The sequence below is a fragment of the Pseudomonas sp. 2822-17 genome (assembly GCF_002742485.1).
GTDB lineage: Bacteria > Pseudomonadota > Gammaproteobacteria > Pseudomonadales > Pseudomonadaceae > Aquipseudomonas > Aquipseudomonas cyclaminis.
Genome location: NZ_LJRZ01000428.1, coordinates 12541 through 37945 on the forward strand (window position 1 = coordinate 12541; position 25405 = coordinate 37945).

At 62.6% G+C, this 25405-nt stretch carries 21 protein-coding genes; 6 read left to right on the plus strand and 15 right to left on the minus strand.

All coding sequences use genetic code 11. The annotated features are described in order from the left end of the window. Positions 1-138: 138 nt before the first annotated feature. Both AOA60_RS14775 and AOA60_RS14780 read left to right on the plus strand, forming a co-directional pair. Complete coding sequence (locus tag AOA60_RS14775) at positions 139-1179, plus strand: aromatic ring-hydroxylating dioxygenase subunit alpha (protein ID WP_099585047.1); 1041 nt, start codon at positions 139-141, stop codon at positions 1177-1179. After that, positions 1176-2126, plus strand: a complete 951-nt coding sequence (locus AOA60_RS14780; protein WP_099585048.1) for a PDR/VanB family oxidoreductase — start codon at positions 1176-1178, stop codon at positions 2124-2126. The genes AOA60_RS14775 and AOA60_RS14780 overlap by 4 nt, the downstream gene beginning before the upstream one ends. Positions 2127-2132: 6 nt before the next feature. Here the strand turns inward: AOA60_RS14780 and AOA60_RS14785 are convergent, their stop codons facing one another. The 6 genes from AOA60_RS14785 to AOA60_RS14810 all read right to left on the minus strand — a co-directional run bounded on the left by AOA60_RS14785 (position 2133) and on the right by AOA60_RS14810 (position 10165). After that, positions 2133-2846, minus strand: a complete 714-nt coding sequence (locus tag AOA60_RS14785) for a GntR family transcriptional regulator (RefSeq protein WP_099585049.1) — start codon at positions 2844-2846, stop codon at positions 2133-2135. A 55-nt stretch (positions 2847-2901) separates the two neighbouring features. Beyond that, positions 2902-4602 (minus strand): acyl-CoA dehydrogenase, encoded by a 1701-nt coding sequence (locus tag AOA60_RS14790; protein WP_099585050.1) that lies wholly within the window; start codon positions 4600-4602, stop codon positions 2902-2904. 31 nt (positions 4603-4633) lie between these two features. Beyond that, positions 4634-5875 (minus strand): thiolase family protein, encoded by a 1242-nt coding sequence (locus tag AOA60_RS14795; RefSeq protein ID WP_099585051.1) that lies wholly within the window; start codon positions 5873-5875, stop codon positions 4634-4636. Further along, positions 5872-7746 (minus strand): feruloyl-CoA synthase, encoded by a 1875-nt coding sequence (locus AOA60_RS14800; RefSeq protein WP_099585101.1) that lies wholly within the window; start codon positions 7744-7746, stop codon positions 5872-5874. The genes AOA60_RS14795 and AOA60_RS14800 overlap by 4 nt, the downstream gene beginning before the upstream one ends. 63 nt (positions 7747-7809) lie before the next feature. Continuing rightward, positions 7810-9258, minus strand: a complete 1449-nt coding sequence (locus AOA60_RS14805) for an aldehyde dehydrogenase (protein WP_099585052.1) — start codon at positions 9256-9258, stop codon at positions 7810-7812. Positions 9259-9334: 76 nt separating this feature from the next. Beyond that, positions 9335-10165, minus strand: a complete 831-nt coding sequence (locus AOA60_RS14810) for a p-hydroxycinnamoyl CoA hydratase/lyase (protein WP_010567568.1) — start codon at positions 10163-10165, stop codon at positions 9335-9337. A gap of 189 nt (positions 10166-10354) precedes the next feature. On the opposite strand from AOA60_RS14810, the gene AOA60_RS14815 reads away from it, so the two are divergent. After that, positions 10355-10843 (plus strand): MarR family winged helix-turn-helix transcriptional regulator, encoded by a 489-nt coding sequence (locus AOA60_RS14815; protein ID WP_099585053.1) that lies wholly within the window; start codon positions 10355-10357, stop codon positions 10841-10843. 9 nt (positions 10844-10852) lie between these two features. On the opposite strand, the gene AOA60_RS14820 is transcribed toward AOA60_RS14815, so the two are convergent. Then, on the minus strand, positions 10853-12169 hold the full coding sequence (locus AOA60_RS14820; RefSeq protein ID WP_099585054.1) for an OprD family porin: 1317 nt from the start codon (positions 12167-12169) through the stop codon (positions 10853-10855). A 308-nt stretch (positions 12170-12477) separates the two neighbouring features. Here AOA60_RS14820 and mhpT point away from each other — a divergent pair, with 308 nt between their 5' ends. After that, positions 12478-13695, plus strand: a complete 1218-nt coding sequence (gene mhpT / locus AOA60_RS14825) for a 3-(3-hydroxy-phenyl)propionate transporter MhpT (protein WP_099585055.1) — start codon at positions 12478-12480, stop codon at positions 13693-13695. Here mhpT and AOA60_RS14830 read toward each other — a convergent pair. The 3 genes from AOA60_RS14830 to AOA60_RS14840 all read right to left on the minus strand — a co-directional run bounded on the left by AOA60_RS14830 (position 13673) and on the right by AOA60_RS14840 (position 16994). Next, positions 13673-14620, minus strand: coding sequence for a transporter (locus AOA60_RS14830; RefSeq protein WP_099585056.1), 948 nt, complete (start codon positions 14618-14620; stop codon positions 13673-13675). The two genes, mhpT and AOA60_RS14830, sit on opposite strands and share 23 nt — an antisense overlap. 81 nt (positions 14621-14701) lie before the next feature. After that, the gene (locus AOA60_RS14835; protein WP_099585057.1) at positions 14702-15469 is read right to left on the minus strand and encodes a coniferyl-alcohol dehydrogenase; all 768 of its coding nucleotides are present in this window, start codon (positions 15467-15469) and stop codon (positions 14702-14704) included. A 49-nt stretch (positions 15470-15518) separates the two neighbouring features. Further along, positions 15519-16994, minus strand: a complete 1476-nt coding sequence (locus tag AOA60_RS14840; protein ID WP_099585058.1) for a benzaldehyde dehydrogenase — start codon at positions 16992-16994, stop codon at positions 15519-15521. A gap of 269 nt (positions 16995-17263) precedes the next feature. Between AOA60_RS14840 and AOA60_RS14845 the strand changes: the two genes are divergently transcribed. Continuing rightward, positions 17264-19006 carry a sigma-54-dependent Fis family transcriptional regulator gene (locus AOA60_RS14845; protein ID WP_099585059.1) on the plus strand — a complete coding sequence of 581 codons (1743 nt, stop codon included), beginning with the start codon at positions 17264-17266 and terminating at the stop codon, positions 19004-19006. Positions 19007-19092: 86 nt separating this feature from the next. Continuing rightward, positions 19093-19704, plus strand: coding sequence for a TetR/AcrR family transcriptional regulator (locus AOA60_RS14850; protein WP_099585060.1), 612 nt, complete (start codon positions 19093-19095; stop codon positions 19702-19704). 161 nt (positions 19705-19865) lie between these two features. Here the strand turns inward: AOA60_RS14850 and AOA60_RS14855 are convergent, their stop codons facing one another. From AOA60_RS14855 to AOA60_RS33920, 5 genes are all read right to left on the minus strand, one after another. Continuing rightward, on the minus strand, positions 19866-20354 hold the full coding sequence (locus AOA60_RS14855) for a DUF3237 domain-containing protein (protein ID WP_099585061.1): 489 nt from the start codon (positions 20352-20354) through the stop codon (positions 19866-19868). A gap of 42 nt (positions 20355-20396) precedes the next feature. Next, on the minus strand, positions 20397-21500 hold the full coding sequence (locus tag AOA60_RS14860) for a polyamine ABC transporter substrate-binding protein (RefSeq protein WP_099585102.1): 1104 nt from the start codon (positions 21498-21500) through the stop codon (positions 20397-20399). Positions 21501-21539: 39 nt separating this feature from the next. Next, entirely contained in the window at positions 21540-22877 is a 1338-nt protein-coding gene (locus tag AOA60_RS14865) for a hypothetical protein (protein WP_099585062.1), read from the minus strand. Positions 22878-22993: 116 nt separating this feature from the next. Then, entirely contained in the window at positions 22994-24256 is a 1263-nt protein-coding gene (locus tag AOA60_RS14870; protein WP_099585063.1) for a serine hydrolase, read from the minus strand. Positions 24257-24572: 316 nt separating this feature from the next. Next, positions 24573-25139, minus strand: coding sequence for a hypothetical protein (locus AOA60_RS33920; protein ID WP_244643838.1), 567 nt, complete (start codon positions 25137-25139; stop codon positions 24573-24575). Positions 25140-25405: the final 266 nt, after the last annotated feature.

Here is a 25405-nt window from a genome sequence, read left to right on the forward strand (position 1 = left end):
CGCGAATTACTGGATCCACAAATAAAGAAAACGACCGATAATCGCCCAACAAAACACCGTATACGCCTTGACTCTTCAACCAGCGAACAATTTAATGGATCCATTAAATAAAAATAACGCTCAGCCTGGAGAGTCACCATGTACCCCAAGAACACGTGGTATGTCGCCTGCACCCCCGATGAAATTGCGCACAAGCCCCTGGGTCGACAGATCTGCGGTGAAAAGATGGTGTTTTATCGCGGTCAGGAAGGCGCCGTGGTCGCGGTCGAGGACTTCTGCCCCCACCGTGGCGCGCCGCTTTCGCTGGGCTATGTCGAAAACGGCAACCTGGTCTGCGGTTACCACGGGCTGGTGATGGGCGGCGACGGCAAGACCGTCGACATGCCCGGCCAGCGGGTGCGTGGCTTTCCCTGCAACAAGACCTTTGCCGTGGTGGAACGCTACGGCTTCATCTGGGTCTGGCCCGGCGATCAGGCCCAGGCCGACCCCGCACTGATCCATCATCTGGAATGGGCCGAGAGTGACCAGTGGGCCTACGGCGGCGGCTTGTTTGATATCCAGTGTGACTACCGCTTGATGATCGACAACCTGATGGACCTGACCCACGAAACCTACGTGCATGCTTCCAGCATCGGCCAGAAGGAAATCGACGAGGCGCCGCCCGTGACCACGGTGAACGGTGACGAAGTGGTGACCGCCCGGCACATGGAAAACATCATGGCCCCGCCGTTCTGGCGCATGGCCCTGCGCGGCAACAACCTGGCCGATGATGTGCCGGTGGACCGCTGGCAGATCTGCCGCTTTACCCCACCCAGCCACGTGCTGATCGAAGTCGGCGTGGCCCATGCCGGCAAGGGCGGCTACGACGCCGCGCCCGAGCACAAGGCCGCGAGCATCGTGGTGGACTTCATCACCCCGCAAACCGACACCTCGATCTGGTACTTCTGGGGCATGGCGCGCAACTTCAACCCCCAGGATGAGGCGCTGACCGCGAGCATCCGCGAAGGCCAGGGCAAGATTTTCAGCGAAGACCTGGAGATGCTCGAACGCCAGCAACAGAACCTGCTGGCCCACCCGACGCGCAACCTGCTCAAGCTGAATATCGACGCCGGCGGTGTGCAGTCGCGCAAGATCCTGGAGCGACTGATCGCTCGCGAACGCGCCGGAGAGCCAACATGATCGAGGTCGTGGTGACGTCCCGGCGCACTGAAGCCCAGGACATCTGCAGCTATGAGCTGGCCCGCGTCGACGGCGCGCCGCTGCCTCCTTTCAGTGCCGGCGCGCACATCGATGTGCACCTGCCGGATGGGCTGATCCGCCAATATTCCCTGTGCAATCACCCTGAAGAACGTCATCGCTACCTGATCGGCGTGCTCAACGATCCTGCCTCCAGGGGCGGTTCACTCAGCCTGCATCAACAGATCCACGAAGGCAGCCGCCTGACCATCAGCGAACCGCGCAACCTGTTCCCCCTGGCCCACGACGCCCGGCGCAGCCTGCTGTTTGCCGGTGGCATCGGCATCACCCCGATCCTGTGCATGGCCGAGCGGCTGGCCCATACAGGCGCCGATTTCGAACTGCATTACTGCGCCCGCGCCAGTGAGCGTGCGGCGTTTGTCCAGCGCCTCAAGGCGTCGCCGTTTGCCGAGCGGGTGTTCTTGCATTTTGACGAGCAGCCTGACACGGCGCTCGATGCCGCCCAGGTATTGGCGGCCCCCGAGGCCACTGTGCACCTGTACGTCTGCGGCCCCGGCGGCTTTATGCAGCATATCCTCGACAGTGCCCGCGCCCAGGGCTGGCAGGAAGACTGCCTGCACCGTGAATACTTCTCGGCGGCGCCAGTGGACAGCAGCGCTGACGGGTGTTTTTCGGTGAAGGTCGCCAGCAGTGGCCAGGTCTTCGAGATACCCGCCGACAAAAGCGTGGTACAGGTCCTGGAAAGCCACGGCATCGAGATTGCCGTGTCCTGCGAACAAGGGATTTGTGGCACCTGCCTGACCCGCGTGCTGGAAGGCATACCGGAGCACCGTGACCTGTTTCTCACCGAGCAGGAGCAAGCCGTGAATGACCAGTTCACGCCCTGCTGCTCGCGGGCGAAAACGCCGTTGCTGGTGCTGGATATCTGAACCGCGTCACGACGCGGGCAGGATCACCTTCATGCGCGCGTCGGCGGTAGCTGAGCTGAAAATCTCGGCGTAGCGCAGGGTCGCGTTGGCATGTTCGCGCATGATGGCTTCGGCTCGCGCACCCTGGCGGTTGACCAGCGCGTCGAAGACCGAATGGTGTTGCATATGGGCATAGTTGAAGCGCCGGTATTCGCGAACCATGTCTTCGCGGTCCACCGCCAGCGCGGTCACCGAGGCGAATGGCAGATGGTCATTGCGCGCCAGGGCGTCGGCAATGGCGGGGTTGTGGCTGCCTTCGACAATGACTTGGTGAAAACGCATGTTCAGGTCGTGATAGACCTCAAGATCGTCCTCGGTCACATAGCCTTTTTCGAACAGTTGATCACCCTCGACCAGGCAGCGCTCCAGCGTGGCGCGTGCCTCGCTGGATAAGCCCAGCTCGGCGGTTTGACGCGCAGCCAGGCCTTCGAGCACGCCGCGCACTTCAACCGCGCCGGCGATGTCGCTGGGGCTGACCGAGCGCACCTGATACCCGCGCCCGCCAAACGGCACCAGCAGCCCTTCCTGTTCAAGGGTGCGGAACGCCATGCGCACCGGCATGCGCGACACATCGAAACGTTGCGCCGTGGGGATCTCCATCAGGCGCTCGCCTGCCGCCAACTCCCCGCTGGCGATCATCTTGCGCAGTGCAACCAGCACCAATTGACCGGGCTTGCTCATCCAGGCAACTTCCAGAACTCGTGGGCCGCCATAGTACCGCAAGCGCCTGCCGCCGTCAGACGAACGCCAGCGCGGCTCGCGCGCCGTCGATCGCGCCCAGGTGCTGAGCCAGCCGCGATGGCAGGTAATCAAAAAAGAACCCGGCGCTTTGCAGCTTGGCGCCGCGCACCGGATCTCCTTCGGGCAATGCCCTGGACACCCGTGCGGCCCGCGCCCAGGCAAACGCCAGCAGCGCAACGCCACACAACTGGAGGAAGTCCGGCGCGGCGCGATAAGGGTATTCGCTGTCTTCCTGGGCATGCTCACGGATGGCACTCACCACCGCATCCAAGGCGTCGCTCAGGCTGCCCAGTGCCAGGCAGAACGCCGCGCATTCGACATGCTCGCTGCCCTGCGCGGCTTCGGCACGCAACTCGTCCAGCAGCAGGCCGAACGAGCGACCTTCATCCCCCAGCACCTTGCGCAGCAACAGGTCATTGGCCTGGATCTCATTGCTGCCCTCATAGATCATCGCGATACGGCTGTCGCGTAGGGTTTGCTCAATGGCGAACTCGGCGACGTAGCCGTAACCGCCGAAAACCTGCAAGGCATTGCTGGCCTGGCGAAAACCCTGCTCGGTGAAAAACGCCTTGATGACCGGGGTCAGCAACTGCGCCAATGGGTCGGCCTGATCCAGCAGGTGCGCCGCCCAATACCCAATGGCGCGCATGCCCTCGCTGGTGGTGCGCAGCTCCAGCAACACGCGGCGCATGGCCGGGTGATAACGGATCGGGTCGGCCGCCTGGGCTGCCACTTCTTCTGGCCTGGACGGTGCGCGCATCTGCACGCGCTCAATGGCGTACTGCCGGGCGTTCTGCCACGCCGCTTCGGCATGCCCCAGGCCTTGCAGGCCCACGTGCAGGCGCGCCGAATTCATCATCACAAACATCGCCGCCAGGCCGCGGTTGGCATCTCCGATCAGCCAGCCCTGCGCGCCCTCGAACACCAGGGAACAAGTGGCGCTGCCCTTGATGCCCATCTTGTGTTCAAGGCCGTCGCAACGCACGCCATTGGCCTGGCCATCGCCCAACCGCTTGGGCACCAGGAACAGTGAAATCCCGCGACTGCCCGCCGGCGCATCAGGCAAGCGCGCCAACACCAGGTGCAGGATATCGGGCGTGAAGTCATGCTCGCCGCCAGAAATAAACAGCTTGCTGCCGTTCAGGCGGTAACTGCCATCCGCCTGGGGTTCGGCGCGACAACGCAGCAAACCGACGTCGCTGCCGGCCTGGGGCTCGGTCAGGCACATGGTGGGCAAGGCCTGGCCGCTGACAATCTGCGGCAAGTAGCGCGCCTGCAACCAGGGTGCGGCGTGGGTCTTGAGGCACAGGTAGGCGCCGTGGGCGATACCGGTGTACATGGCCCAGGCGTGGTTGCTGGCATAGAGCATTTCTTGCAAGGCCGCGTCCAGCAGCTGCGGCAAGCCCTGCCCGCCTGCTGCCTCGGCGCACGCCAGCCCTGGCCAGCCACCGTCGACGTAAGCCTGATACGCCTCGGCAAACCCGTCCGGGGTGCTGACCTGGCCCGCGTGCCAGCGGCAGCCCTGACGATCCCCGCTGCTGTTCAGCGGCGCCAGCACGCCCTGGCTGAAGCGGGCGGCCTCCTCCAGCACTTGCATCGCCAGGGGCAGGTCCAGGGCTGCCCACGCAGCGGGCGCCTGCAGCCAATGTTCGAGGACAAACTGCATATCGCGCAGGGGCGCCTCATAGCTCCACATCGGGACACCTCATCGAATTAAAGTCGTGTGTTCAAGCGCGCCAGGCGGGGTTCTCGATCAGCAGCGCCATGCCCTGCCCGCCGCCTACGCACGCGGCGGCAATGCCGTAGCGCAGGTTGTGCCGGCGCAGTTGCCGGGCCAGCGTCATGACCAGACGCAGACCGCTGGCAGCCAAGGGATGCCCCAGCGCAAGTGAGCCGCCCAGGACGTTGAGCCGGGCGCTGTCCAGCTCCAGTTCCTGGGCCACCGCGAGCACTTGGGCGGCCTGGGCTTCGTTGATCTCGACGCGGCCGATTTCGTCCAGGCGCAACCCGCTGCGGTGCAGCAACAGGCGGATCGCCGGGGCCGGGCCGATGCCCATGAACGCCGGGTCCACGCCGACCACTGCGCTGGCCACCAACCGGGCCAGGGCCGGGCGCGTGCAGTCCGAGGCGCGTCCCACCAACGCTGCCGCCGCGCCGTCGACCACCGCACAACTGTTGCCAGCGGTCTGCACGCCATCGGCATGCACGGCGCGCAAACGTGCGAGTGCGTCAAGGTCGGTGGGCCGTGGGTGGCTGTCCTCGGTCACCGCAGCGGCCCGATGGGCCAGGGTGAGGCGCCGGGGTTGGTAACCGTCAAGCTCGAACACCTGGTTATCGACGGGGACGATCTCTTCAGCCCAGGCCCCCTCACGCTGCGCCTGCAATGCGCGCTGATGGCTGTCACAGGCGTATCGATCAACCGTCTCGCGGCTCAGGCCATAACGGCGCGCGAGGTTATCGGCGGTAGCAATCATGTCCAGGCCGGGGGCCGGGTCGTAGAGTGCCTCCCACAGAAAATCCTTGAATTGCACCTCGCCCCCCAGGCGAAACCCGCCCCGGTGGGTGTAGGCCGCAATCGGGTTGCGCGACATCGATTCCGCCGCCACGCACAAGGCCAGTTGCACCTCGTCGCGCAGTTGTTCAGCGGCCTGGCGCAGCAGCTCGAAACCGGTGGCGCAGATGCGCTGCACCCCCAGCGCCGGGACCGATTGCGCCACACCGCTGTACAACCCGATGTGCCGTGGCAGCAAGTAGGCATCGAAGCTGGCCTGGGCCATGGAACCCGCCAACACACTGTCCACCGCCTGCGGATCGATACCGGCCCGGGCCAGCACTTCACGGCCGACCTTGATCCCCAGGTCGATGGGCGACACGTGGGACAGCGCGCCGCCGAGATCGACCCACGGCGTGCGCACCGCCTCGAAAATCGCCGCGTCGGCAAACGCCGAATACTGCCCGGCCCCGCTCAAGGCTTGGGCCCGGCGCGCAGGATCGTTGGATCTTCACCGCGATACAGCGCCTCGACCTTGGCCGCACGCCATTGCAGTACCGCACGCTGGTTGATCGAACCTTTATCGGTGATTTCCCCCCGGTCGATGGACGCCGGCTCGTCGAGCACGGCGATCCATTCCAGGCGACTGGCATTGCCGGTGGCCTCGCGATTCAGGCGCTGCAACCAGTCGCCGAACCATTGGCGCACCGGCGCGCTGGCCAGCACCTCGGCGTCGCTGGCATCAGCGCTCAAGCCCGCCAGACGGCGGCACTCGTAAGCTCTGGGGAACACCAGCGCTCCCAGGCACTCGCGATCCGGCGCGGCAATCACCAGGTCCTGCACATAGGGCGAGCCTTCGAGCACCGCACGATTGCGCAACGGGCCGACGCTGACAAATACCCCGGACGACAGCTTGAAGTCTTCGGCAATGCGCCCGTCGAACATCAGCCCCAGTTGCGGCTGACGGGGATCGGCAAGCTTGATCGCATCACCGGAACAGTAGAAACCCTGCTCATCGAACACTTCGGCGGTTTGCTCCGGCGCCCGCCAGTAGCCCGGCATGATGTGCGGTCCGCGAAAGCGCCCTTCGAACTTGCCGTCCAACGGCACCAAAGCCACCTCGCAGCCCGGCGCGGGCAAGCCGATGTAGCCGGCCATGGACAACGGCCCGGTGGTGAAGGTGCAGGACGGCGCGGCTTCGGTCATGCCGAGCCCGGCCATCATGCGGATGCGCTCACCGCAGTGCAGCTCGGAAACCCGGTCGAGGCGGTCCCAGATACTTTGGGACAGGCCCGCTGCGGCGAAGAAGAACAGTTTCATCCGCGCAAAGAACCGTGTGCGCAACTCGGCGTCCTGCTCCAGGGCGCTGACCAGCTCTTCCCAACCCTTGGGCACGGTCAGGTAGGCGGTGGGCGAAATTTCCTTGAGGTTGCGCAAGGTCTCGGCAAACCCCTGGGCCGTCGGCTTGCCGTCGTCGAGGTAAAACGTGCCGCCGTTGTAGAGCACGATGCCGACGTTGTGGCTGCCGCCGAACGTGTGATTCCACGGCAGCCAGTCCACCAGCACCGGCGGTTCCTCGCCAAACACCGGAAAGGTCTGCAACAGCATTTGCTGGTTGGCGCAGAGCATGCGCTGGGTGGTGATCACCGCCTTGGGCAGTTTGGTCGAGCCCGAGGTGAAGAGAAACTTGGCGATGCTGTCCGGCCCGGTAGCGTCAAACGCCGCTTGCGCCTCGGCGCCGGCCGGTGTGTTCAGCAAGCTGTCGAAGCTGACCCGAGTGCGCCCGGGCACCTCACCGCGCACCGAGATCAACGGCGTCTCAGCCGGCAATACCGCCTCGATGGCGCGCTGGTAGGCAGCCGCATCACTGACAAACACCAGCCCCGGTTGCAGCAGGCCACACACATGCCGCAGCTTGGCGAAATCCTGGGACAGCAGCGAATACGCCGGCGATACCGGGCAATACGGAATACCGGCGTACATCGCGCCCAGCGCCACCTGCAAATGCTCGATGTCGTTACCCGACAACAAGGCCAGCGGCTTGTCCGCCGACAACCCGTAACTCAGCAAACCCTGGGCAATGGAACGCACGCTGTCGAGCATCTCGCGGTAGCTGACGTGGCGCCACTCGCCACCGGCCTGGCGTGCGGCGATAAACGTCTGCTCGGGCCGCAGTTGGGCCCAATGCACCAGGCGGTCGAGCAAGCGCGTGGGCAACTCGGCCAACGGCTCCAGGGAACGCATATGCAACACGCCCTGCTCTTCAGTGACCTGCACCGCTGCGTGGCCGATGGACACTTCGCGGTAGCGCGGCGCGGACGGGGGTTGCGGTCTGAATTCGGAACTCACAAGGGTGTCCTCCATCAAAGCGGATCAACGCCGCCTTGTTTTATTGTTATGTCCGGTGCCGGCTCAGATCGGGTAGTGCCGTGGCCCGTTCTGCAAGGTCACCCAGCGCAACTGCGTGAAGTGCTCGATGGACGCCTTGCCGCCAAAACTGCCATAGCCGCTGGACTTGACCCCGCCGAAGGGCATCTGCGCTTCGTCATGCACGGTCGGGCCGTTGATATGGCAAATGCCCGATTCCACCCGCTGTGCCAGGGCCAGGGCGCGGCCGGTGTCACGACTGAAAATCGCCGCCGACAGGCCGAACTCCGAATCATTGGCCAGGCGCAGCAACGCTTCGTCGCCGTCACCACGCAGCAGCACCGCCACCGGGCCGAAGGACTCTTCGCGGTACAAACGCATGTCTTCGGTAACGCCATCGATCAGCGTCGGTTGCAGGATGCTGCCGTCCAATTGACCGCCCGCCACTAGCCGTGCGCCCTTGCCCAGCGCATCGTCGATCAGCGCTTTGATGCGTGTACCGGCGCTGGCATCGACCAGGGAACCCAGCACCGAATCCGTCGCCGCCGGATCACCGGCGCGCAGGGTCGCCACCTTGGCCGCCAGCTTGGCGACAAAAGCGTCGGCAACCTTGGCATCGACAATCAGGCGCTCGGTGGACATGCAGATCTGTCCTTGGTTGAAGTAGGCGCCAAAGGCGGCAGCCGCGACGGCGGCGTCGAGGTCGGCGTCATCCAGCACCAACAACGGCGCCTTGCCGCCCAGCTCCAGCAACGCCGGCTTGAGATGGCGCGCCGAGAGTTCGCCGACGATCCGCCCGACATGGGTCGAGCCGGTAAAATTGACCCGCCGCACGGCCGGGTTGGCGATCAGCCGTTCGACGATCGCCGCTGCATCCGCCGGAGCGTTGCTGATGACGTTGACCACCCCATCGCCCAGGCCGGCGTCCTGCAAGACCTGGCCGATCAGGCGGTGCACTGCCGGGCTAAGCTCCGAGGCCTTGAGCACCACGGTATTGCCGCACGCGAGCGGCATGGCAATGGCGCGGGTGGCGAGGATCACCGGGGCATTCCACGGAGCAATGCCCAGCACCACGCCGCAGGGCTGACGCAGGGCCATGGCGAAGCTGCCGGGCACATCGGAAGGGATGACATCGCCGGTGATCTGGGTGGTCATCGACGCCGCTTCGCGCAGAATGTTGGCCGCCAGGCGCACGTTAAAGCCATACCAGTTGGCCATGGCGCCGGTCTCGCCGGCGGCCGCGATAAATTCATCGCTGCGCGCCTGTAACTGCTCGGCCGCCTTGAGCAACCGGGTACGGCGTTCGTTGGGCGCGAGCGCTGCCCAGGCGGGGAACGCGGCCTGGGCAGCGGCCACGGCGGCGTCGGCATCTTCCAGGGTAGCGGCGGCGACCCGCGAGACCACTTCACCGGTCACCGGGTTGCGACGCTCGAAGGTTCGGCCGTCGCGTGCGGGGCACGACTGGCCGCCAATCAACAGGGGCACGTCCAGCATGGTGATTCCTCTTTATTGTCTTTATCGGGAATACGTTCAAGCAGGGTAAAACGGTGCGGCCCGCAGGCCGCGTCCTTCAGCGTTTATACGCCTGCAGGCCAGGCTTGATGCTCTTGTCGTCGAGGAATTGCTTCATGCCCTGTTCGCGACCGCCTTCGGTGTCGAGCAAGCGCGATTGGTCGAGCTTGGCGTACAGGTAATCCTCGTTCTGCTCCCAGGTCAGTTCGCGGCAGCGCTTGAAGCCATGCTTGGCGGCACGCAGCACCACCGGGTTTTTCTCCAGCAGGTTGCGCGCCAGTTCAATGGTGACTTCACGCAGTTGCGCCAGGGGTACGCTTTCGTTGACCAGGCCCATTTCAGCGGCTTTCTGCCCGCCGAAGGTCTTGCCGGTCATGATGTAGTAAAGCGACTGGCGATGGCCCACGGTGTCGGCCATGGCCTTGCTCACCAGGTTACCCGGCGGAATGCCCCAGTTGATTTCCGAGAGGCCGAAGGTGGCTTCGTCGGCGCAGATCGCCAGGTCGCACGCCACCAGCGGGCTGAAGCCGCCGCCGAAGCACCAGCCATTGACCATGGCGATGGTGGGCTTGGCGTACATGCGCAGCAGTTTCCATTGCCATTGCGAGGCTTCGCGGCGGATTTTTTCCTGGAGGATCTCCGGGCCGGCGTCCACTTCGCGGAAATATTCCTTGAGGTCCATGCCAGCCGTCCAGGCTTCACCGGCGCCGGTCAGCACCAGCACACCGGCGGCGGGATCCTGTTCCAGGGTTTCCAGCACGTCGATCATTTCCCGGTTGAGGGTCGGGCTCATGGCGTTGCGTTTTTCCGGGCGATTGAGAATGACCCAGGCGATGCCTTCCTCGATCTCAACCTTGACGGTGGTCCAACGGCCTTCGTAATTGCTCATGGCGGTGTGCTCTTGTTCTGGGTTTGAAGATGATTCGAAATTAAACCGCAAATATAGTTATGTCAATTAACTATTAATCAGCGTAACCAATATTTAACGGCAGTGAAAAAACCGGCATAGCCACAGCGCGCCAACCCCGGCAAACTAGATAGCCTTCTTAACCGCTACTTTCTGAGGATTGCACTGCCAATGGCCAAGCCTTCCAACATCGCCGCCACCAGCCAGGCCCTGCCCGACAATGACGAGGTACAGCCGCCGCTGGATTCGGCCCTGGACGATCTGATCGGTTATGCCATGCGCCGCGCCCAGCTCAAGCTGTTCCAGAACCTGATCGGCCGACTGTCCGACCACGACCTGCGCCCCGCGCAGTTCTCGGCCCTGGCGATCATCGAGCAGAACCCCGGCCTGATGCAGGCCGACCTCGCCCGCGCCCTGGCCATCGAACCGCCCCAGGTGGTGCCATTGCTGAACAAGCTCGAAAGCCGCGCCCTCGCCGTGCGCGTGCGCTGCAAGCCGGACAAGCGCTCTTATGGGATCTTCCTGAGCAAACCGGGCGAAGCCCTGCTCAAGTCCCTCAAGGACATCGCCGCGCAGAGCGACCTCGACGCCACCGCAGCCCTGGACGTCGAGGAACGTGCAGAGCTGCTGCGCTTGCTCAAGAAGGTCTATCAGGACTGATCCCGCGACTTACCACAGCGCCACGGTGTAGAGCACCAGGAAGCGGGTCTGGTTCTCATCGCGAAACGCCGCGCCGCCAGGGAAGTCGTTGCGGTAGATCGACTTGCGCGCCATCAGCCCGACGTTCTTCAGCGGGCCACTCTGGATCACGTAGCCCAACTCCATCTGGAACTCGCGCTCCTTGCGGTCCTCGGCATTGAACGCCGCCAGCTCGATGTTATCGCCGCGCACATAACGCAGCCGCCCCTTCAGCCCCGGCACCCCCGAGGCCACAAAGTCATAGTCGTAGATGGCCTGCCAGGTGCGCTCCTTGGCGTTGAGAAAATCCGAACTCATGGTCAGTTCGCTCATGCCCATCAGCTCGGTGCCGGAGATGTACGGTGTGGCCGTGTCCCCGCTGGAATGCATGTAGCCCAGGCTGACGCGATGCCCACCGAAGCGGTAGCCGAACAGTGCCGAGAGGTTGCGGTTATCTACATTGCCCGCCTTGGCGCTGCCGTCCTCGCGACTGAAAAAACTACGCAGGTCACTGCTGAAGACGCCCTCGCCCAGCGGCAGGTTGTGCAGCAACGCCAGGGTGTCCTGTTGGTAGAGGTCCGCCACTTCGGCGTGATAGGCGCGCAGGCTGAGGTCTTTATTGACCTGATAGTCACCGCCGACGTAAGCCAGGTGTGAGGTGGTCGCTGTCGCGTTGAACCGCCGATTGGGCGAGGCGATGGTCATGGCCTGGTAATCGGTGGAGTCGCGCTTGTTGATGCGGTCGATATAGCCGGTATTGAGGGTCAGCCCGTCGATGTCCTTGGAGCTCAACGTGGCGCCACGAAAGGTCTGGGGCAGCAGGCGCGATGGGCTGGCGAAGGCGAATGGCAGGAAGATCGACACGTCGCCGGCCTTCACGGTGGTTTGGGCAAACCGCAATTTGGCCGTGGGCGCCAGGCGCGAGTATTCATCGGCGGCGCGCTTGTCGCCGGCCGACACCGGCAACAGCTCGGTGCCGCTGCGGTCTGGCGACGAGTCGAGCTTGCCCCCCATCAGCCCGCGCACATCCAGGCCAAACCCCACGGTGCCAGGGGTGTACCCGGACTCCAGGTTGAGGATGAACGCCTGGGCCCATTCGCGCGCGGCGGTCTTGGCGCCGTCGTCCTTGTAGTCACGGTCCAGGTAGTAGTTGCGCAGCGTCAGGGTGCCATGGCTGTCGTCGATGAACCCCGCCGCCCACAGCGGAGTGGGCAGCACACCGAGCATCAGCAGTGCACTGATCAGGCGTGGAGTGCGGTTCGACACACAGCAGGGCGCCGCGACGGCGTCCGTGGGGAGGTTTGGCATGTTCGATGTCCATTTTTTGTTGTTGTTTTTGGGGTGGTACACACTTGGCCCAACGGGCTTGGCGAACAGAGAATGGAAACAGCCGCAGCGCTTCGTCAACCGCCACTGACCGATAATCGAACGTTAATAAACCTACCTATTTTCCTATTGCCTACCCGCACTCATCCCAAACCGCTGAGTTAGACGGCTTGCACCATGATTTCGCGCAGGGGTTCGGCGCCGTTCTTTTTATAGTTATATTTGTTATCTTAATTGCCAGCAGCCGGTCAGGCTCGCCACCACAACAAAAACAACAATGAGGTTTGCCCATGAACAGTCCATCGCGTCGTTCGACGCTGACGATCGCTTTGTGTTTTATCGTTGCGCTGATCGAGGGGTTCGATCTGCAGGCGGCCGGCACCACCGCCGCCGGGCTGCGCCACAGCTTTGCCCTGGATCCGAAAATGCTCGGCTGGGTGTTCAGCGTCGGGATCATTGGCCTGCTGCCGGGGGCATTTTTTGGCGGGTGGATCGCCGATCGCATCGGCCGCAAGAAGATCCTGGTGATCGCGGTGCTGCTGTTCGGGCTGTTCTCCTTGAGCACGGCATTTGTGCAGAGCTACTCAAGCCTGTTGCTGGTGCGCTTCCTGACCGGCCTGGGCTTGGGCGCGGCGCTGCCCAACCTGATTGCGCTGTGTGCCGAAGCGGTGAGCGAGCGCAATCGCGGCACCGCGATCAGTGTCATGTACTGCGGCGTGCCGCTGGGTGGCGCATTGGCCGCCGTGGTGGCGATGTTTTCCAGCGAGCACTGGCAGACCACGTTCATCATCGGCGGCCTTGCGCCTTTGCTGGCCGTGCCGCTGATGATCCTGCTGCTGCCCGAATCCACCGCCTTTCGCCAACAGGTCGACCACACCCAAGGCGCCCGCCCTTCCACGGGCCAGGCGCTGTTCGGCGAGGGTCGCGCCCGTACCACGTTGGCGTTATGGCTCAGTTATTTCTTTACCCTGACCGTGATGTACATGCTGCTTAACTGGCTGCCTTCGTTGTTGCTGGAGCAGGGTTTCAGCAAACCCCAGGCGGGCATGGTGCAGATGCTCTTCAACATTGGCGGCGCCCTCGGCTCACTGCTGGGCGGTGTACTGCTGGACCGTTGCAATGCGCTCAAAGTGGTGCTGTTCGTGTACGCCGGGTTGCTCGCGGCGCTGGCCGGGGTCGGTTTGTCGGTGGGCATCGTGCCGATGGCCATCGCTGGCTTCGCCGCCGGATTGTTTGTGATGGCGGCGCAATTGGTGCTGTACGCCAGCGCCCCGCCCGCCTACCCCACGGCGGTGCGTGCCACCGGCGTGGGTGCGGCCGTGGCCATCGGCCGACTGGGCTCGGTGGCCGGGCCGCTGGCGGCCGGGCAACTGCTTGCGGCAGGTGCCGGCACCACCGGCGTGCTGCTGGCGACCTCCCCCGGCGTGGTGATCGCCGCACTGACCATCATCAGCGTGATGGTGCGTGCGGCGCCCCGGAACCTGCCTAGAACTGGTGCAACCAGTTAAGCACCAGCTTGTTGCCCTGAGTGCGGTTCACCGCTTCCTGCTCAAAGTACGCATTCACCGACAGGACATTCTCCTTGTTGAATGCGTACACCAGGCCTGGGCCAATGGCCCAGACCTTTTCCCGCCGCCCACTCACCCCATGCCCGTCTACCTGGGTGTCGGTGATCTGCTTCAACCAATAGCCATTCAAGCCCACGCTCAATTGCTGGTCGATTGCGTACTGCAGCGTCAGGTTGGCATGCAGCGCCTGCCCGGCCTGGGTGTCGGACACATCGCCAAAGCTGGCCGACGGTTGGTCATTCTTGCCATTCCACAGGTACATGAACCGCCCGCTCGTCGACCACTTCGGGTTGAACCAGTACGTCGCCGCGTAGTACGGGTTGAAGGACCAGAAGTTGCTGCCGGGGTTGATCGAGCGCTTGCGGTCATAGGCACCGACCGGAATCGCCACATCGACTTCGACCCGCTGGGTCAGCAGCGGGCTGCCATCGGCGCGGCTCAGGGTCGGCAATTGCAGGAAGGGACCGACGACCACGTCGCCAAAGCCTGCACGGGAACTCAGCGCCGCGTTATTCAAACCATCGTCCACATCCACGTGGGCCAGGGATGTGTTGATCAAGGTGAATCCGGGCATCGCACCATTGGCCAGGGGTTGGCCGACATAGATGATCTGCGTGGTAGGCGCCACCACTTCCACGTCCTGCCTGGGCAAGGCCAGCTTGTTGCCGTTGGCATCATTGAAGCGGCTGGCGCGCGAATACGTCAGGTATTCCTCCAGGTACCAACCGGGCCCGGCAGGCGCTGGCGAGCCATCGTAGAAACTGGTGCTGCCCAGGTTGAGTCCGGGCAGGTCATAAGCGTGTGCAGCGGATGACAGTGCAATAAACGTGATGGCCGCAACCGGCCGCAAGATAGGCTTGAGCATCCTGGATGTCCTGTATTTTTGTTGTTGTTCAAGACCCCCGGCACGGTGGCTCCGCACCGGGGCATGGCGCTGAAGCGCGCCCTACACGTAGGCGGCCGCCAACCCGCCGTCCACCGGCAGGTTGACCCCATTGACCCAGCGCGCCGCGTCCGAACACAGGAACGTGATCACCGACGCCACCTCATCGGCCAGGGCCGGACGGGTCATGCGCTGGCTGTCCTGGGCCACCCGCTCCGGCCCGAGCATGCTGACGAAATCGCCGAGGATCGGCGTGAACACCGGCCCCGGCGCGACGCAGTTGATGCGCACCGAATGGTCGCGAAACCAACCCTGGGATTGCTGCAGGCTCCAGACAATCAGCGCCTCCTTGAAGTATTGATAACAAGTGGCTTGTTCGACCGGATTGGCTGCCAGCCACTGCTGCCCGGCCCTGAAGCTTTCGGTCGCCGCCAGCGCTTTGTGCAACGCCAACCGCTGCGGCCATTGCGCGCCGAGCACCGAGGCTACATTGACGATGCTGCCGCCCTTCGGCATGCGTGGCAGCAGCGCTTGAGTCAGATGGCGCAAGCCCAGGTAATTGACCTCGGCCACCGTTTGCACCGGCGCCGTGCCAGGCACGCCAGCAATGTTGCACAGCGCATCGACCCGCTGCGGCAGACGCACCACGAGTGCATCGATGCTGGTGGGATCGCTCAGATCAGCATGGAAAAAGCCATCGAGCGTCAACTGTGGTTCATGGCGATCGACGCCGATCACGGTGGCGCCCTGGAAGCGCGCCAAGCGCGCGACCTCCGCACCAATGCCCGAGGCCACGCCGGTCACGATCAGGGTTTTGCGGTACAGGTTCATGTTCAAGCCCTCTTATTGTTTTGTTGTCTAGGCAGGTGTGAGCCGAGGCTCAGAAGGGATAGCGGGGCGGCGAGTTTTTTACGGTGACCCATTGCCACTGGGTGTATTCATCCCAGTCGGCCGGCCCGCCCACGCTGCCGCCATTGCCCGAGGCGCCGCGCCCACCGAAGGGGTTGACGCATTCGTCGGCCACGGTCTGGTCATTGATGTGCAGCAGGCCGCAATCCAGCCGTTCGCCCATGGCCATGGCACGCCCTACCGAGGGCGAAATGATCGCGGCCGAGAGGCCGTACTCCGTGCGGTTGGCCAGTTCGATGGCCTCCTCGTCCGTGGCAAAACTGACCACCGTGGCCACCGGCCCGAACACTTCGTCCTCAAAGGCGCGCATGCCCGGCCGTACGCCACTGAGCACCGTGGGCTGGTAGAACAGCCGGTCATATTCGCCACCGGCCTCAAGCCGTGCGCCTGCCTGCAGGCTGTCGCTGACAATCTCGTGCACGCGCTGCAGTTGGCGCTGGTTGATCAATGGGCCGAGTGCGGCCTCGCCCCGGGCGGCGTTGCCCACGGTGAGTGCCCGGGCCTTGTCCACCAGCTTGCGGGTCAGGCTGGCGGCGATGGACTCATGGACCAGAATCAACCCGGTGGCCATGCAGATCTGCCCCTGATGCAGCCACGCGCCCCACGCGGCATTGCTGGCGGCCAGGTCGAGGTCGGCGTCTTCGAGAATGATCAACGGGTTCTTGCCGCCCAGTTCCAGCGCGACTTTTTTCAGGTGCCGCCCGGCTGTCTCGGCCACTTTGCGCCCCGCCGCCGTGGAGCCGGTGAACGCGATCATGCGCACATTAGGGTCGCGGCACAGCGCCTCACCGGCCAGCGCGTCGCCGGGCAATACGTGCAGCAGGCACTTGGGCAAGCCCGCTTCCTCGAAGAGTCGGGCGATGAGAAAACCACCGCTGACCGGCGTCTGCGGGTCGGGCTTGAGCACCACCGCATTGCCTGCCGCCAGGGCCGGCGCCACCGAGCGCAACGACAGGATCAGCGGGAAATTGAACGGCGAAATCACCCCGACTACGCCGTGGGGCTGACGCCGCGCATAGGACAAGCGCCCCGCCTCGCTGGGCAGCACCAGCCCGTGAGGTTGGGACAACAGGCCCGCCGCCTGATGCAGCAACACGATCGCCTCGCGCACTTCGTGTTCGCCCTTGAATAAGGCGCCCCCGGTTTCCCGCGCAACGTACAGCGCCAGCTCGGCGAATGACTGCTGCGCCACGTCCGCCGCCTTGCGAAACACCTCGGCGCGCTCCCGCGGACCGAGAGCGGCCCAGGCTGACTGGGCCAAGGCCGCGCTGCGACTGGCCACGGCAACATCGGCCGGGCTGGCCATGGCGCAGCGCATCAGCGGTTCGCCGGTGGCGGGTTCGATCACAGGGATCACGGCTCCCGAAGCGGGGATCCAATCGCCGTTGAACAGGCATTCGGACGCTAGGGCCCGCTGTAACAGGTGGGTGGTTTCAGACACTGACATGGCAACTCCCGGTTCTTGTAATTGTCATCGCCTGCACAAGTGCAAACGCCGCATCTGGGCTTGAGCAAAGGCTGTGCCGCTTGTGCACGGCGGCGCTGACATAAACCATCGAGGGCTCTGGGCCGGGTTTTTTCGCACATAGCTCATTCACCAGCCGCCGGTTGGCGGCAAAAACCGGGGTGCTGGCACTTGTTCAATTGATAAGGTTATGTTTAGTAACTATCTGAGCAGTTACTCATTTCGTTCAATCGCTTTGCAGGGGCATAACAATGACTAATCCCCACAGCACGCCAGCCGATGCGCCGTACCATCCACGGGGCGACAGCCGCCAACTCAGCGACAGCAGCTCGCCGACGCCTGCGGAACTGACCGACTGCCTGTTCTTCTCTCCCGAAGACGGGCGGATCTGGCTCAACGACCAGCGCATGTTGCTGCTGCACAGTTCCTCGTTCGGTGCCCTGCGCAGGGAAGTCATCGAGCGCCTGGGCCTGGAGCAGGCGCGTGGCCTGTTCACCCGTACCGGCTACGCCTCCGGTGCGCGGGACGCCAGGCTGATCCGCGAGCGCTGGCCACACGCCGATGCGGCGGCCGTGTTCCGCGCCGGCACGCATCTGCATACCTTGGAGGGCATGACCAAGGTCGAGCCGCTGCACTTCAAGTTCGACGCCGACTCGGGCTTTTATGAAGGCGAGTTTCTCTGGCACCACTCCTGCGAGGCCGATGAGCACGTAGGCGCGTACGGCATCGGGCAGGACCCGGTGTGCTGGACAGAAACCGGCTATGCCATCGGTTTTGTCAGTGGCCTGTTCGGGCAACTGGTGATTTTTCGTGAAGTGGAATGCCGAGGCATGGGCCACAGCAGTTGCCGGGTGGTGGGCAAGACAGCCGAACAATGGGGTGACGTCGAGCAGGACCTGCGTTACCTCAACGTGTCCTCAGCCATCACCCACACCGCCGCCGCCCCCGCACGCCACAGCCCGGTCGACCGCATTGCCGAATCCAGCCCGTCTCAACCCATGGTGGGCGCCAGCGCAGCGTTCAACGCTGCGATGCAGGCCCTGCAACGCGTTGCGCTGACGCCCGCCACCGTGCTGATCAGCGGTGAGTCCGGCGTGGGCAAGGAAATGTTCGCACGCCAGTTGCACCAGCTCAGCCGTCGCCACGATGGCCCGTTCGTGGCGCTCAATTGCGCGGCCATCCCGGACAACCTGATCGAAGCTGAACTCTTCGGTGTGGAACGCGGTGCGTACACCGGTGCCACCCACTCTCGCCCAGGGCGTTTTGAACGGGCGCAGGGTGGCACGCTGTTTCTGGATGAAATCACCTGTCTCAGCCTGGCCGGGCAAAGCAAACTGCTGCGGGCGTTACAGGAGCGCGAGATCGAACGGGTCGGCGGCGTGCAGGGCATCAAGGTGGATGTGCGAGTGGTAGCGGCCACCAATATCGACCTGCGCAAAGCGGTGGCTGAAGGCACGTTTCGCGAAGATCTGTTCTATCGGCTGAATGTCTACCCCATCGCCCTGCCACCCCTGCGTGAACGCCGCGATGACATCCCGCTGTTGATCAACGCATTCCTCACCCGCTTCTGCCAGGAATACGCCCGTACGCCCGTGGGCCTGACCATGCGCGCCCTTAAAGTGCTGCTGCGCTACGACTTCGCGGGCAATGTGCGCGAGCTGCAAAACCTGATCGAGCGCGGCCTGATCGCCAGCGACGAAGGCCAGGCCATTGATCTGGTACACCTGTTTCGCAATGAGCCGATGCCGGCGGACCCTTACGGCCTGGACGACCATGGCAGCCTGTCCAACACCGCGCCCTCGCAGCGCCCTGCACTGCTGGACACTCTCGGCCAGTTGGACCAGGGGTTTTCCATCGAAGGCCTTGAATCACGCCTGATCACCGAAGCGCTGCAACAGAACGCCGGCAACCTGGCGGCGGCGGCGAGGCTTGTGGGGCTTAGCCGCGCTCAATTTGCCTATCGGTTGAAGAAGCATCAGCGGCAAACCTCTTGAACGGTAATTAGTGCTTTAAAAGCTTTACCCAATTAAGTATTTTGCAGGCATATCGAGCCCCCTTTGAATCGTGACCAGGAGCACCCGTGACCGGACTGCGTGAACGTCAGAAAGCCGAGCGCCGGCAAGCCATCAGCCAGGCGGCCATCGAACTGTTTGAGCGCCAGGGTTTCCAGAACACCACCATCGAGCAGATCGCCAGCCAGGCTGGCGTGTCGGCGCCCACGGTGTTCAAGTATTTCGGCAATAAGCAGGAGATCATCCTGGAAATCCTGCACCACGCCGACCAGCGCGCAATCACCGACACTCGCAGCCTGATCCATGACTTCGAGGATCCGGTCGATGCGCTGTGCCACCTGGAACGGCTGCTGACGGGCTACGCCCTGGAAGTCATGCACCCCAGCCTCTGGCGAGAATTGCTGCCCCTGATCCTGTTCGGCGGCACCAACGCATTACCCGCCGGCTACCGCGCCATGAACGATGCGCTCAGGGCCGAGATCAGCCAACTGCTGCGCGAACTGCAACTGGCCGGCAAGCTGCGCCCGCAACTCGATGTGGAACTGGCGGCGTTCCTGTTGAACGACTATTCACATTTGCAGCTGTTCAGGCTGGTGAATCAGGAGCAACCGGACATCGACGCGCACTCGCTGCAGGTCAGGCGTATTACTGAGCTGTTGTTCTATGGCATGCAGGCTTGAATCCATGGCCGACCTGGCAGCATGGCGGATTGACTGACACCCTTGGATCGGCTGTGTCGCCGACGCAGCCTCGCTTGCGCTCGACAGCTACGACGGAGGGGCAGCTACGCGTGATCATAGTGAAGATAGTCGTCTGTCAGGCCGTCACGGGAGCAAGGGTCTCAGTAAAACCGATAACAACGAATCACTACTTGGTCGACACTGGGGTAATGCACCAGGCCGATAAAACTGGAACGCCCAAGCCAATCCAATCGTCCCTTGGGCACCTGGAACACCGGCGTGCAGGTGCAGCGGTATTCCGCCTCCGGAATCGGCCACTGCCCCTCACGTTCCAGTTGGCGCCCGTACTCAGTCATGTTCAGAACACCCCGGTTCCGCAGGTTGATCAACTCGCCCTGGTCGGTTTTGAGGCTGTAGCGCGCATCCAGCTGACCGACGCCATCCGGGCGCAAGACAAACAAGTCTTCGCCGCCCGCCAGGACTTGGCCTCTGACACCGACCCCGTCGAAATCACCGCCCACAATCGGGTAGTTGCAGCGCACGCCTTCAACGCTGTCACCCAGCATCACGCCAGGCCCTATCGCCACGCGCAACGTCAGCACGCGCTGCAGGTTGGGCGCGATATCCAGCAAGTCCAAATGTTCACTCATGGCACCCTCCAGGCCCGGCGCGCACACACCGGGCCACACTGATCAGCGGTTGGTCTTGATGTTGGTCCAGGTGCGAGTACGAATGCGCTCGATCGCGGCTGGAATCGGTTCAAGCGCGAACAGCGTCTTGCGCGCCTCCTCCGGCACGTACATGTTGGGGTTGTTGCGGATACTCGCGTCCACCAGTGCGGTAGCGTCCTTGTTCGGGTTGGGATAGCCGATCTTGTTGCTGATGCGGGCAATCACTTCCGGGCGCAGGATGTAATTGATGAACGCGTGGGCCTCAGCGACGTCGGGAGCATTGGCCGGAATCATCATCACGTCCGACCACATCGGCGCACCTTCCTTGGGCAGTGCCATCTCGACCTTGACGCCTTTGCCGGCGGCATCCGCCAATTGCTTGGCCAGCGCGACGCCGCCGGACCAGCCCACGCCCACACAGATATCACCGTTGGCCAGGTCCATGCCGTAGCGCGACGAGTTGAAGTAGGTGATGTAGGGACGGATTTTCATCATCACCGCCTGGGCCAGCGGATAGTCCTCGCGTTTCTGGCTGTTGGGGTCCAGGCCCTGATAGTGCAAGGCGATAGGCACGATCTCGTTGCCCGCGTCGAGAAAACCCACGCCACAACTGGCGAGTTTGGCGAGGTTCTCTTCCTTGAAGATGACGGCCCAGGTGTCCATTTTGACGTCGGGGCCAAGGGCTTTGCGCACCTTGTCGACGTTGTAGCCGATCAGCGTGGTGCCCCACAGGTACGGCGCGGCGTAGCGATTGCCAGTGTCACCCACGGCTTCCAGGGACTGCATGAACTGCGGGTCCAGGTGTTGCCAGTTCGGTAACTGCTTGCGGTCCAAGGGCTGGACGGCGCCAGCGGTGATCAGGTGCCCGAGATTCGCGGTGCCGGGGAACACCACGTCATACCCGGAGTTGCCCGTCAGCAGCTTGGACTCCATGGTTTCGGCACTGTCAAACACGTCATAAATCGGGCGAATGCCAGTGTCTTCCTGGAAGCTCTTGAGCACTTCCGGCGGCAGGTATTCGATCCAGTTGTAGATCCGTACGGTTCGTTCTTCAGCCACGCAAGCGCCACTGATCAGCAATGAGGCAACCGTACCCAGCAAGGTGTGACGCAAAAACCTGTTCATGATGAAACACTCCAGCGCGGCCACGATGGCTCGCGGCACTTAATAGCGATAGGTGAAATACATTTCCAGCGCACTGAATGTCTGGTCATCGCCAAAGACCTGCTTGGCAGCGGCCAGTGGCTTGACCCAGTTATAGGACAGCGACGTATAGAACGACGGCGTGGGCGTCCAGTCGACAAATACCACGCTCTCATCGGCAAAACGCCGCTCACTGACTGCGGCGCCCAGGTAGTTTTTCTCGTCCAGCCAGAACTGGTAGTGAATCGTGCCGAGGGTCACGGTATCGCTGAGGTGGGTCTTGAGCGAGAACTGCTGGACCTTTTCGTTGCTGTTGAACAGCAGGTAATTGCCGACCACGTCGCCGACGAGCCACGTGCCCCAGTCGAGAAAACCTTTGCTCAGTGGATCCCAGGCTTTCTGGCGGTTGTCGGTGAGGTTGTCATCCCCGGAAAAGCTCGCGTAGCGATAACCGATGATCGGTGTCAGCGGCAGCGTGCTGAAGGCGTAGTCGGCCTGGGCATACCAGGCGTTGGCAGCGTAATCGGCACCCTCGCCGCTGCCACGCTCCACGGCGTACTCGGCGTTGAGCGTCAGTGCTTGCACACCGGGCACCTTGGCGTTGAGCGCTCGCACGTTGTAGACCTGCATCCCGTCACGAAGACGCGGGAACGTGCTGCCTTTTGGCCCCAAGGCATGGACCTTCATGGCCATCGCCCCGAGGGTTACCTGGTCATCGAGGTTGTAATCGAGGTTGACGCCGGTCATGCGGAAGTCGCCCAAATCGTCGTCGGTGCGCAAGGTAAATGCCTGGGATTTGAATGCGCCATGGTTCCAGGCCAGGATCGCCGAATCCTTGAACGCGGTGCGAGGCCCCAGCCAGTAGGCGGCGTCCTTGTACTGGTCGAGGTTGCCGTCCATGACGATGAACCCCGTACCGATCATGTAGTTCTGGCGGCCTGCGGTGAGCGTCCATTCGCCGGTTCGAACACCCGCGTAGAGTTCTTCGACGGCGGCCTTGCCGTCGGAGCTGCGGGTGAAGCCGCCCGCGTCGCCGTCGCCGAAGGTGCTGGCCGCCACCAGGGAGCCGCCCGCCAGCAGGCTGAAGTCGGGTTGCAGCGCATAATCAAGCTTGACGCCGGGTTTGACGTAGAGCTCTTGCCAGTTGATGTTGGCGCCGCCATTTTTACCGCTGCGGGCATCAACCTGGCCACTGCCGAAGTTGACGCCACGGGTAAACAGCGTGCCACCGCCCGCCGTGAGATTGACTTCACCCTTGAGATTGCCGTCCTCAAAGGTGTAGCCCGCCAGCGCGACGTGGGTGGTCAAGGGTAAGCCGACCGCTAAGAGCGCCCGGGAAAAACGCTTGGTGAAAACCATAAGAAGCTCCTGTGGAATTATTGTTGTTACAGGGCAGTCAATGGCGACGCAGCGCGCCGCCAACACCTGGGCGGGCCAGGTGAATAGAACGCAAGACTCTTATTGTTTGGCGTGTGTCAGTGGTTCAGGTGGGCGGCAATGGCGCGCAGCATGCGCACGCTGTCGGCATCGAACGGGCCGACCGCCTCCGCCAGGGAGGATTGCTTGACGATCACCACGCCGGAGGGCTTGTCGATGAACAAGTACTGGCCGTGAATTCCGCCGGCCATCAGCGCTTGGCTGTGGTCGTTGAACACGTACCACTGGCTGCGATAGGACGCTCCCGGCGTCCAGCTGGAAAACTCGTCATTCTGCGCATAGATCGCCGGATCGGCCCCGGCAGCGATTCGGGCCACGGTGTCAGGCGACAGCAACTCAAGACCGTCGTGACGGCCATCGTTGGCCAGTAACCGACCGAAACGCGCCATGTCTCTCAAGGTGGCGCTGAAGCCCGCCCCCGCCACATTGCGTCCCCAGGCATCGGCCATGAAATAACCATCACGGTCGCACCCCAAGCGCTTCCAGATCGCCTCCAGCATCTGACTGCAGGCCTTGCCCGAGGCACGTTCCATGACCCAGGCGAGGGCTTCGGTGGTCGCGGTCACATAGTGGAAAAACCCACCGTGGCTGCCGCGCTTCTTGAGGGACGGCAAGTACTGATACAGGGATTCGAACTGTGCGTAAGTCGCAGGCGCCGGCTGAAAACCGCAGGCGTAACCGTACTGCGAACTCTCTGAGTTGGGATCGTCATAGACCTCGCTGTAGTCGATGCCTACCGCCATGTCGAACAACTGGCGCACGGTGGCATCGCCAAACGCGCTGCCCGCCAGTTCGGGGACGTAATACGCAGCAGGCAACTCGGGCCTGAGCACACCCTCGGTGACCAGTTGCTCGCCCAAGGTGCCGATCAGCGACTTGGTCACCGAGAACATGATGTGTCGATCACAGGCGCGCTGCCCGTTGAAGTAACGCTCGAACAGCACCGTGTCGCCCTGCATCACCAAAAAGGCGTCGGTCTGGCTGGCGACAAGGTGATCGATAACGCTGATGCTCAGCCCACATTCACTGTCAAAGCACAGCGATTCCAGGGCTTTGGGCGCGTCCTTGAGCGTACCCACGGGACCTGGGCCTGCCGCGACATGAATGGAGGGCCGCAGCCGCGCCAGGTTACGGAACCCCCACTGGTTGAAGGGCGCACGCATCCAGTTGTGCCACGTGACCCGGTGTTTCAGTTCGGCAGGAAAGCCCTGCATCAGCAAGGGGGCAACGCCTGTTGCCAATGACGATTCGTTTGCCTCGACGTAAAGCGTCGCTAGCGAGGACGCGATTGTTTGACTCATCGGGATAACCCTGAAGATGACTCTGCATGACAGCAGATGCCCAGGAATAATTATCCGATAATTTATTTTAGTCAATAAAACTTTTTACGAGGTAATCTGAATTTCACAGGACATCGAGCTACCGCGCTATCACCAGCCAGAGCAGGCATGAACGATTAGCCAAGCCTCATAATTTTACCGACACGTGAGGTTTGAGATAGCCAGAGGACAAACAACGCCAGCCTGGGCTTCAGCGGTTTATCGCAGAAACGAAAAAAGACGCCGTAGCGTCTTTTTCAGTGTGCCCTCATCTGGCGTAAATCGCGCCCTGAAGAAATCATTGCCTGGCTTGGCGAATCACAAGCTGCGTCAGACGGCTCTTGACTCGGAAGCAGAACTCACGAATTTGAAATTGATAAGCCGGCATCACCATATCGTTAATATCCGGGCTTATGGAGTCTTTGATTTCCATGTATTTACCCGTCTTGCTGGCGATTGCCTGGTATTCCGCCTCGTATTTATTGTACGACGCCTTGTTGTAAACCTTCAAAACATCGAGCTCTTTGCGGCATTGCTCAGCGCTATAGATGTTTGAGCTCGCTTCTGGTTCTGGCTGAGTCGTATGGGGCGAGACAGCGACCGGGGCCGCAGCAGCGGCAGACTCATACCGCACCGAATAACCCTCAGATGGGTTTGCGGCTGCAGGGGTGGAGACTTCAGCTGGTGATTGCTGGACGACGACAGGTTCTGGAGTCACTCCAGGTTTTTCTGGAGTTTTCGTAGCGCATCCAGAGAGGGCGAGCCCTACCGATACAACGATGCCACAAATTTTATTCATCGGTTTCACCAAGGGGTAATTATGGTTGGCTGAGTCATTACGTTCGGGGTAAAGGTAAGAACTCATTCAATGATCGAGGGTAAAGTTTCTACCAGCCTCAAGGCACTCAGCCTCTCTTCCTTGAGTGCGCAGCTAACCGATAATAGTAAAAAAACAACGACATGACGAGTAAAAGCTTGTCAAAAACGCCACAAGTACAATGGGACAATTGCTGCGGGTGCCGCGCATCTTGAGGCGAAACCATGAGCGACGCCTGAAACTCCAACTATCAAAATTGGCATCACCTGATGTGCCTCATTGAGCGGCTGTGCCTTGAGGTGAGTCTTCCAGGA

Bases quoted from the DNA above. Each gene is read 5' to 3' on its own strand.
- AOA60_RS14840 (WP_099585058.1), bottom strand. From the start codon at position 16,994: ATGTCAGTGTCTGAAACCACCCACCTGTTACAGCGGGCCCTAGCGTCC.
- AOA60_RS14805 (WP_099585052.1), bottom strand. From the start codon at position 9,258: ATGCTGGACGTGCCCCTGTTGATTGGCGGCCAGTCGTGCCCCGCACGC.
- AOA60_RS14780 (WP_099585048.1), top strand. From the start codon at position 1,176: ATGATCGAGGTCGTGGTGACGTCCCGGCGCACTGAAGCCCAGGACATC.
- AOA60_RS14790 (WP_099585050.1), bottom strand. From the start codon at position 4,602: ATGTGGAGCTATGAGGCGCCCCTGCGCGATATGCAGTTTGTCCTCGAA.
- AOA60_RS14820 (WP_099585054.1), bottom strand. From the start codon at position 12,169: ATGCCAAACCTCCCCACGGACGCCGTCGCGGCGCCCTGCTGTGTGTCG.
- AOA60_RS14845 (WP_099585059.1), top strand. From the start codon at position 17,264: ATGACTAATCCCCACAGCACGCCAGCCGATGCGCCGTACCATCCACGG.
- AOA60_RS14855 (WP_099585061.1), bottom strand. From the start codon at position 20,354: ATGAGTGAACATTTGGACTTGCTGGATATCGCGCCCAACCTGCAGCGC.
- AOA60_RS14775 (WP_099585047.1), top strand. From the start codon at position 139: ATGTACCCCAAGAACACGTGGTATGTCGCCTGCACCCCCGATGAAATT.
- AOA60_RS14810 (WP_010567568.1), bottom strand. From the start codon at position 10,165: ATGAGCAATTACGAAGGCCGTTGGACCACCGTCAAGGTTGAGATCGAG.
- AOA60_RS14860 (WP_099585102.1), bottom strand. From the start codon at position 21,500: ATGAACAGGTTTTTGCGTCACACCTTGCTGGGTACGGTTGCCTCATTG.
- AOA60_RS14830 (WP_099585056.1), bottom strand. From the start codon at position 14,620: ATGCTCAAGCCTATCTTGCGGCCGGTTGCGGCCATCACGTTTATTGCA.
- AOA60_RS33920 (WP_244643838.1), bottom strand. From the start codon at position 25,139: ATGAGTTCTTACCTTTACCCCGAACGTAATGACTCAGCCAACCATAAT.
- mhpT (WP_099585055.1), top strand. From the start codon at position 12,478: ATGAACAGTCCATCGCGTCGTTCGACGCTGACGATCGCTTTGTGTTTT.
- AOA60_RS14870 (WP_099585063.1), bottom strand. From the start codon at position 24,256: ATGAGTCAAACAATCGCGTCCTCGCTAGCGACGCTTTACGTCGAGGCA.
- AOA60_RS14815 (WP_099585053.1), top strand. From the start codon at position 10,355: ATGGCCAAGCCTTCCAACATCGCCGCCACCAGCCAGGCCCTGCCCGAC.
- AOA60_RS14865 (WP_099585062.1), bottom strand. From the start codon at position 22,877: ATGGTTTTCACCAAGCGTTTTTCCCGGGCGCTCTTAGCGGTCGGCTTA.
- AOA60_RS14835 (WP_099585057.1), bottom strand. From the start codon at position 15,469: ATGAACCTGTACCGCAAAACCCTGATCGTGACCGGCGTGGCCTCGGGC.
- AOA60_RS14785 (WP_099585049.1), bottom strand. From the start codon at position 2,846: ATGAGCAAGCCCGGTCAATTGGTGCTGGTTGCACTGCGCAAGATGATC.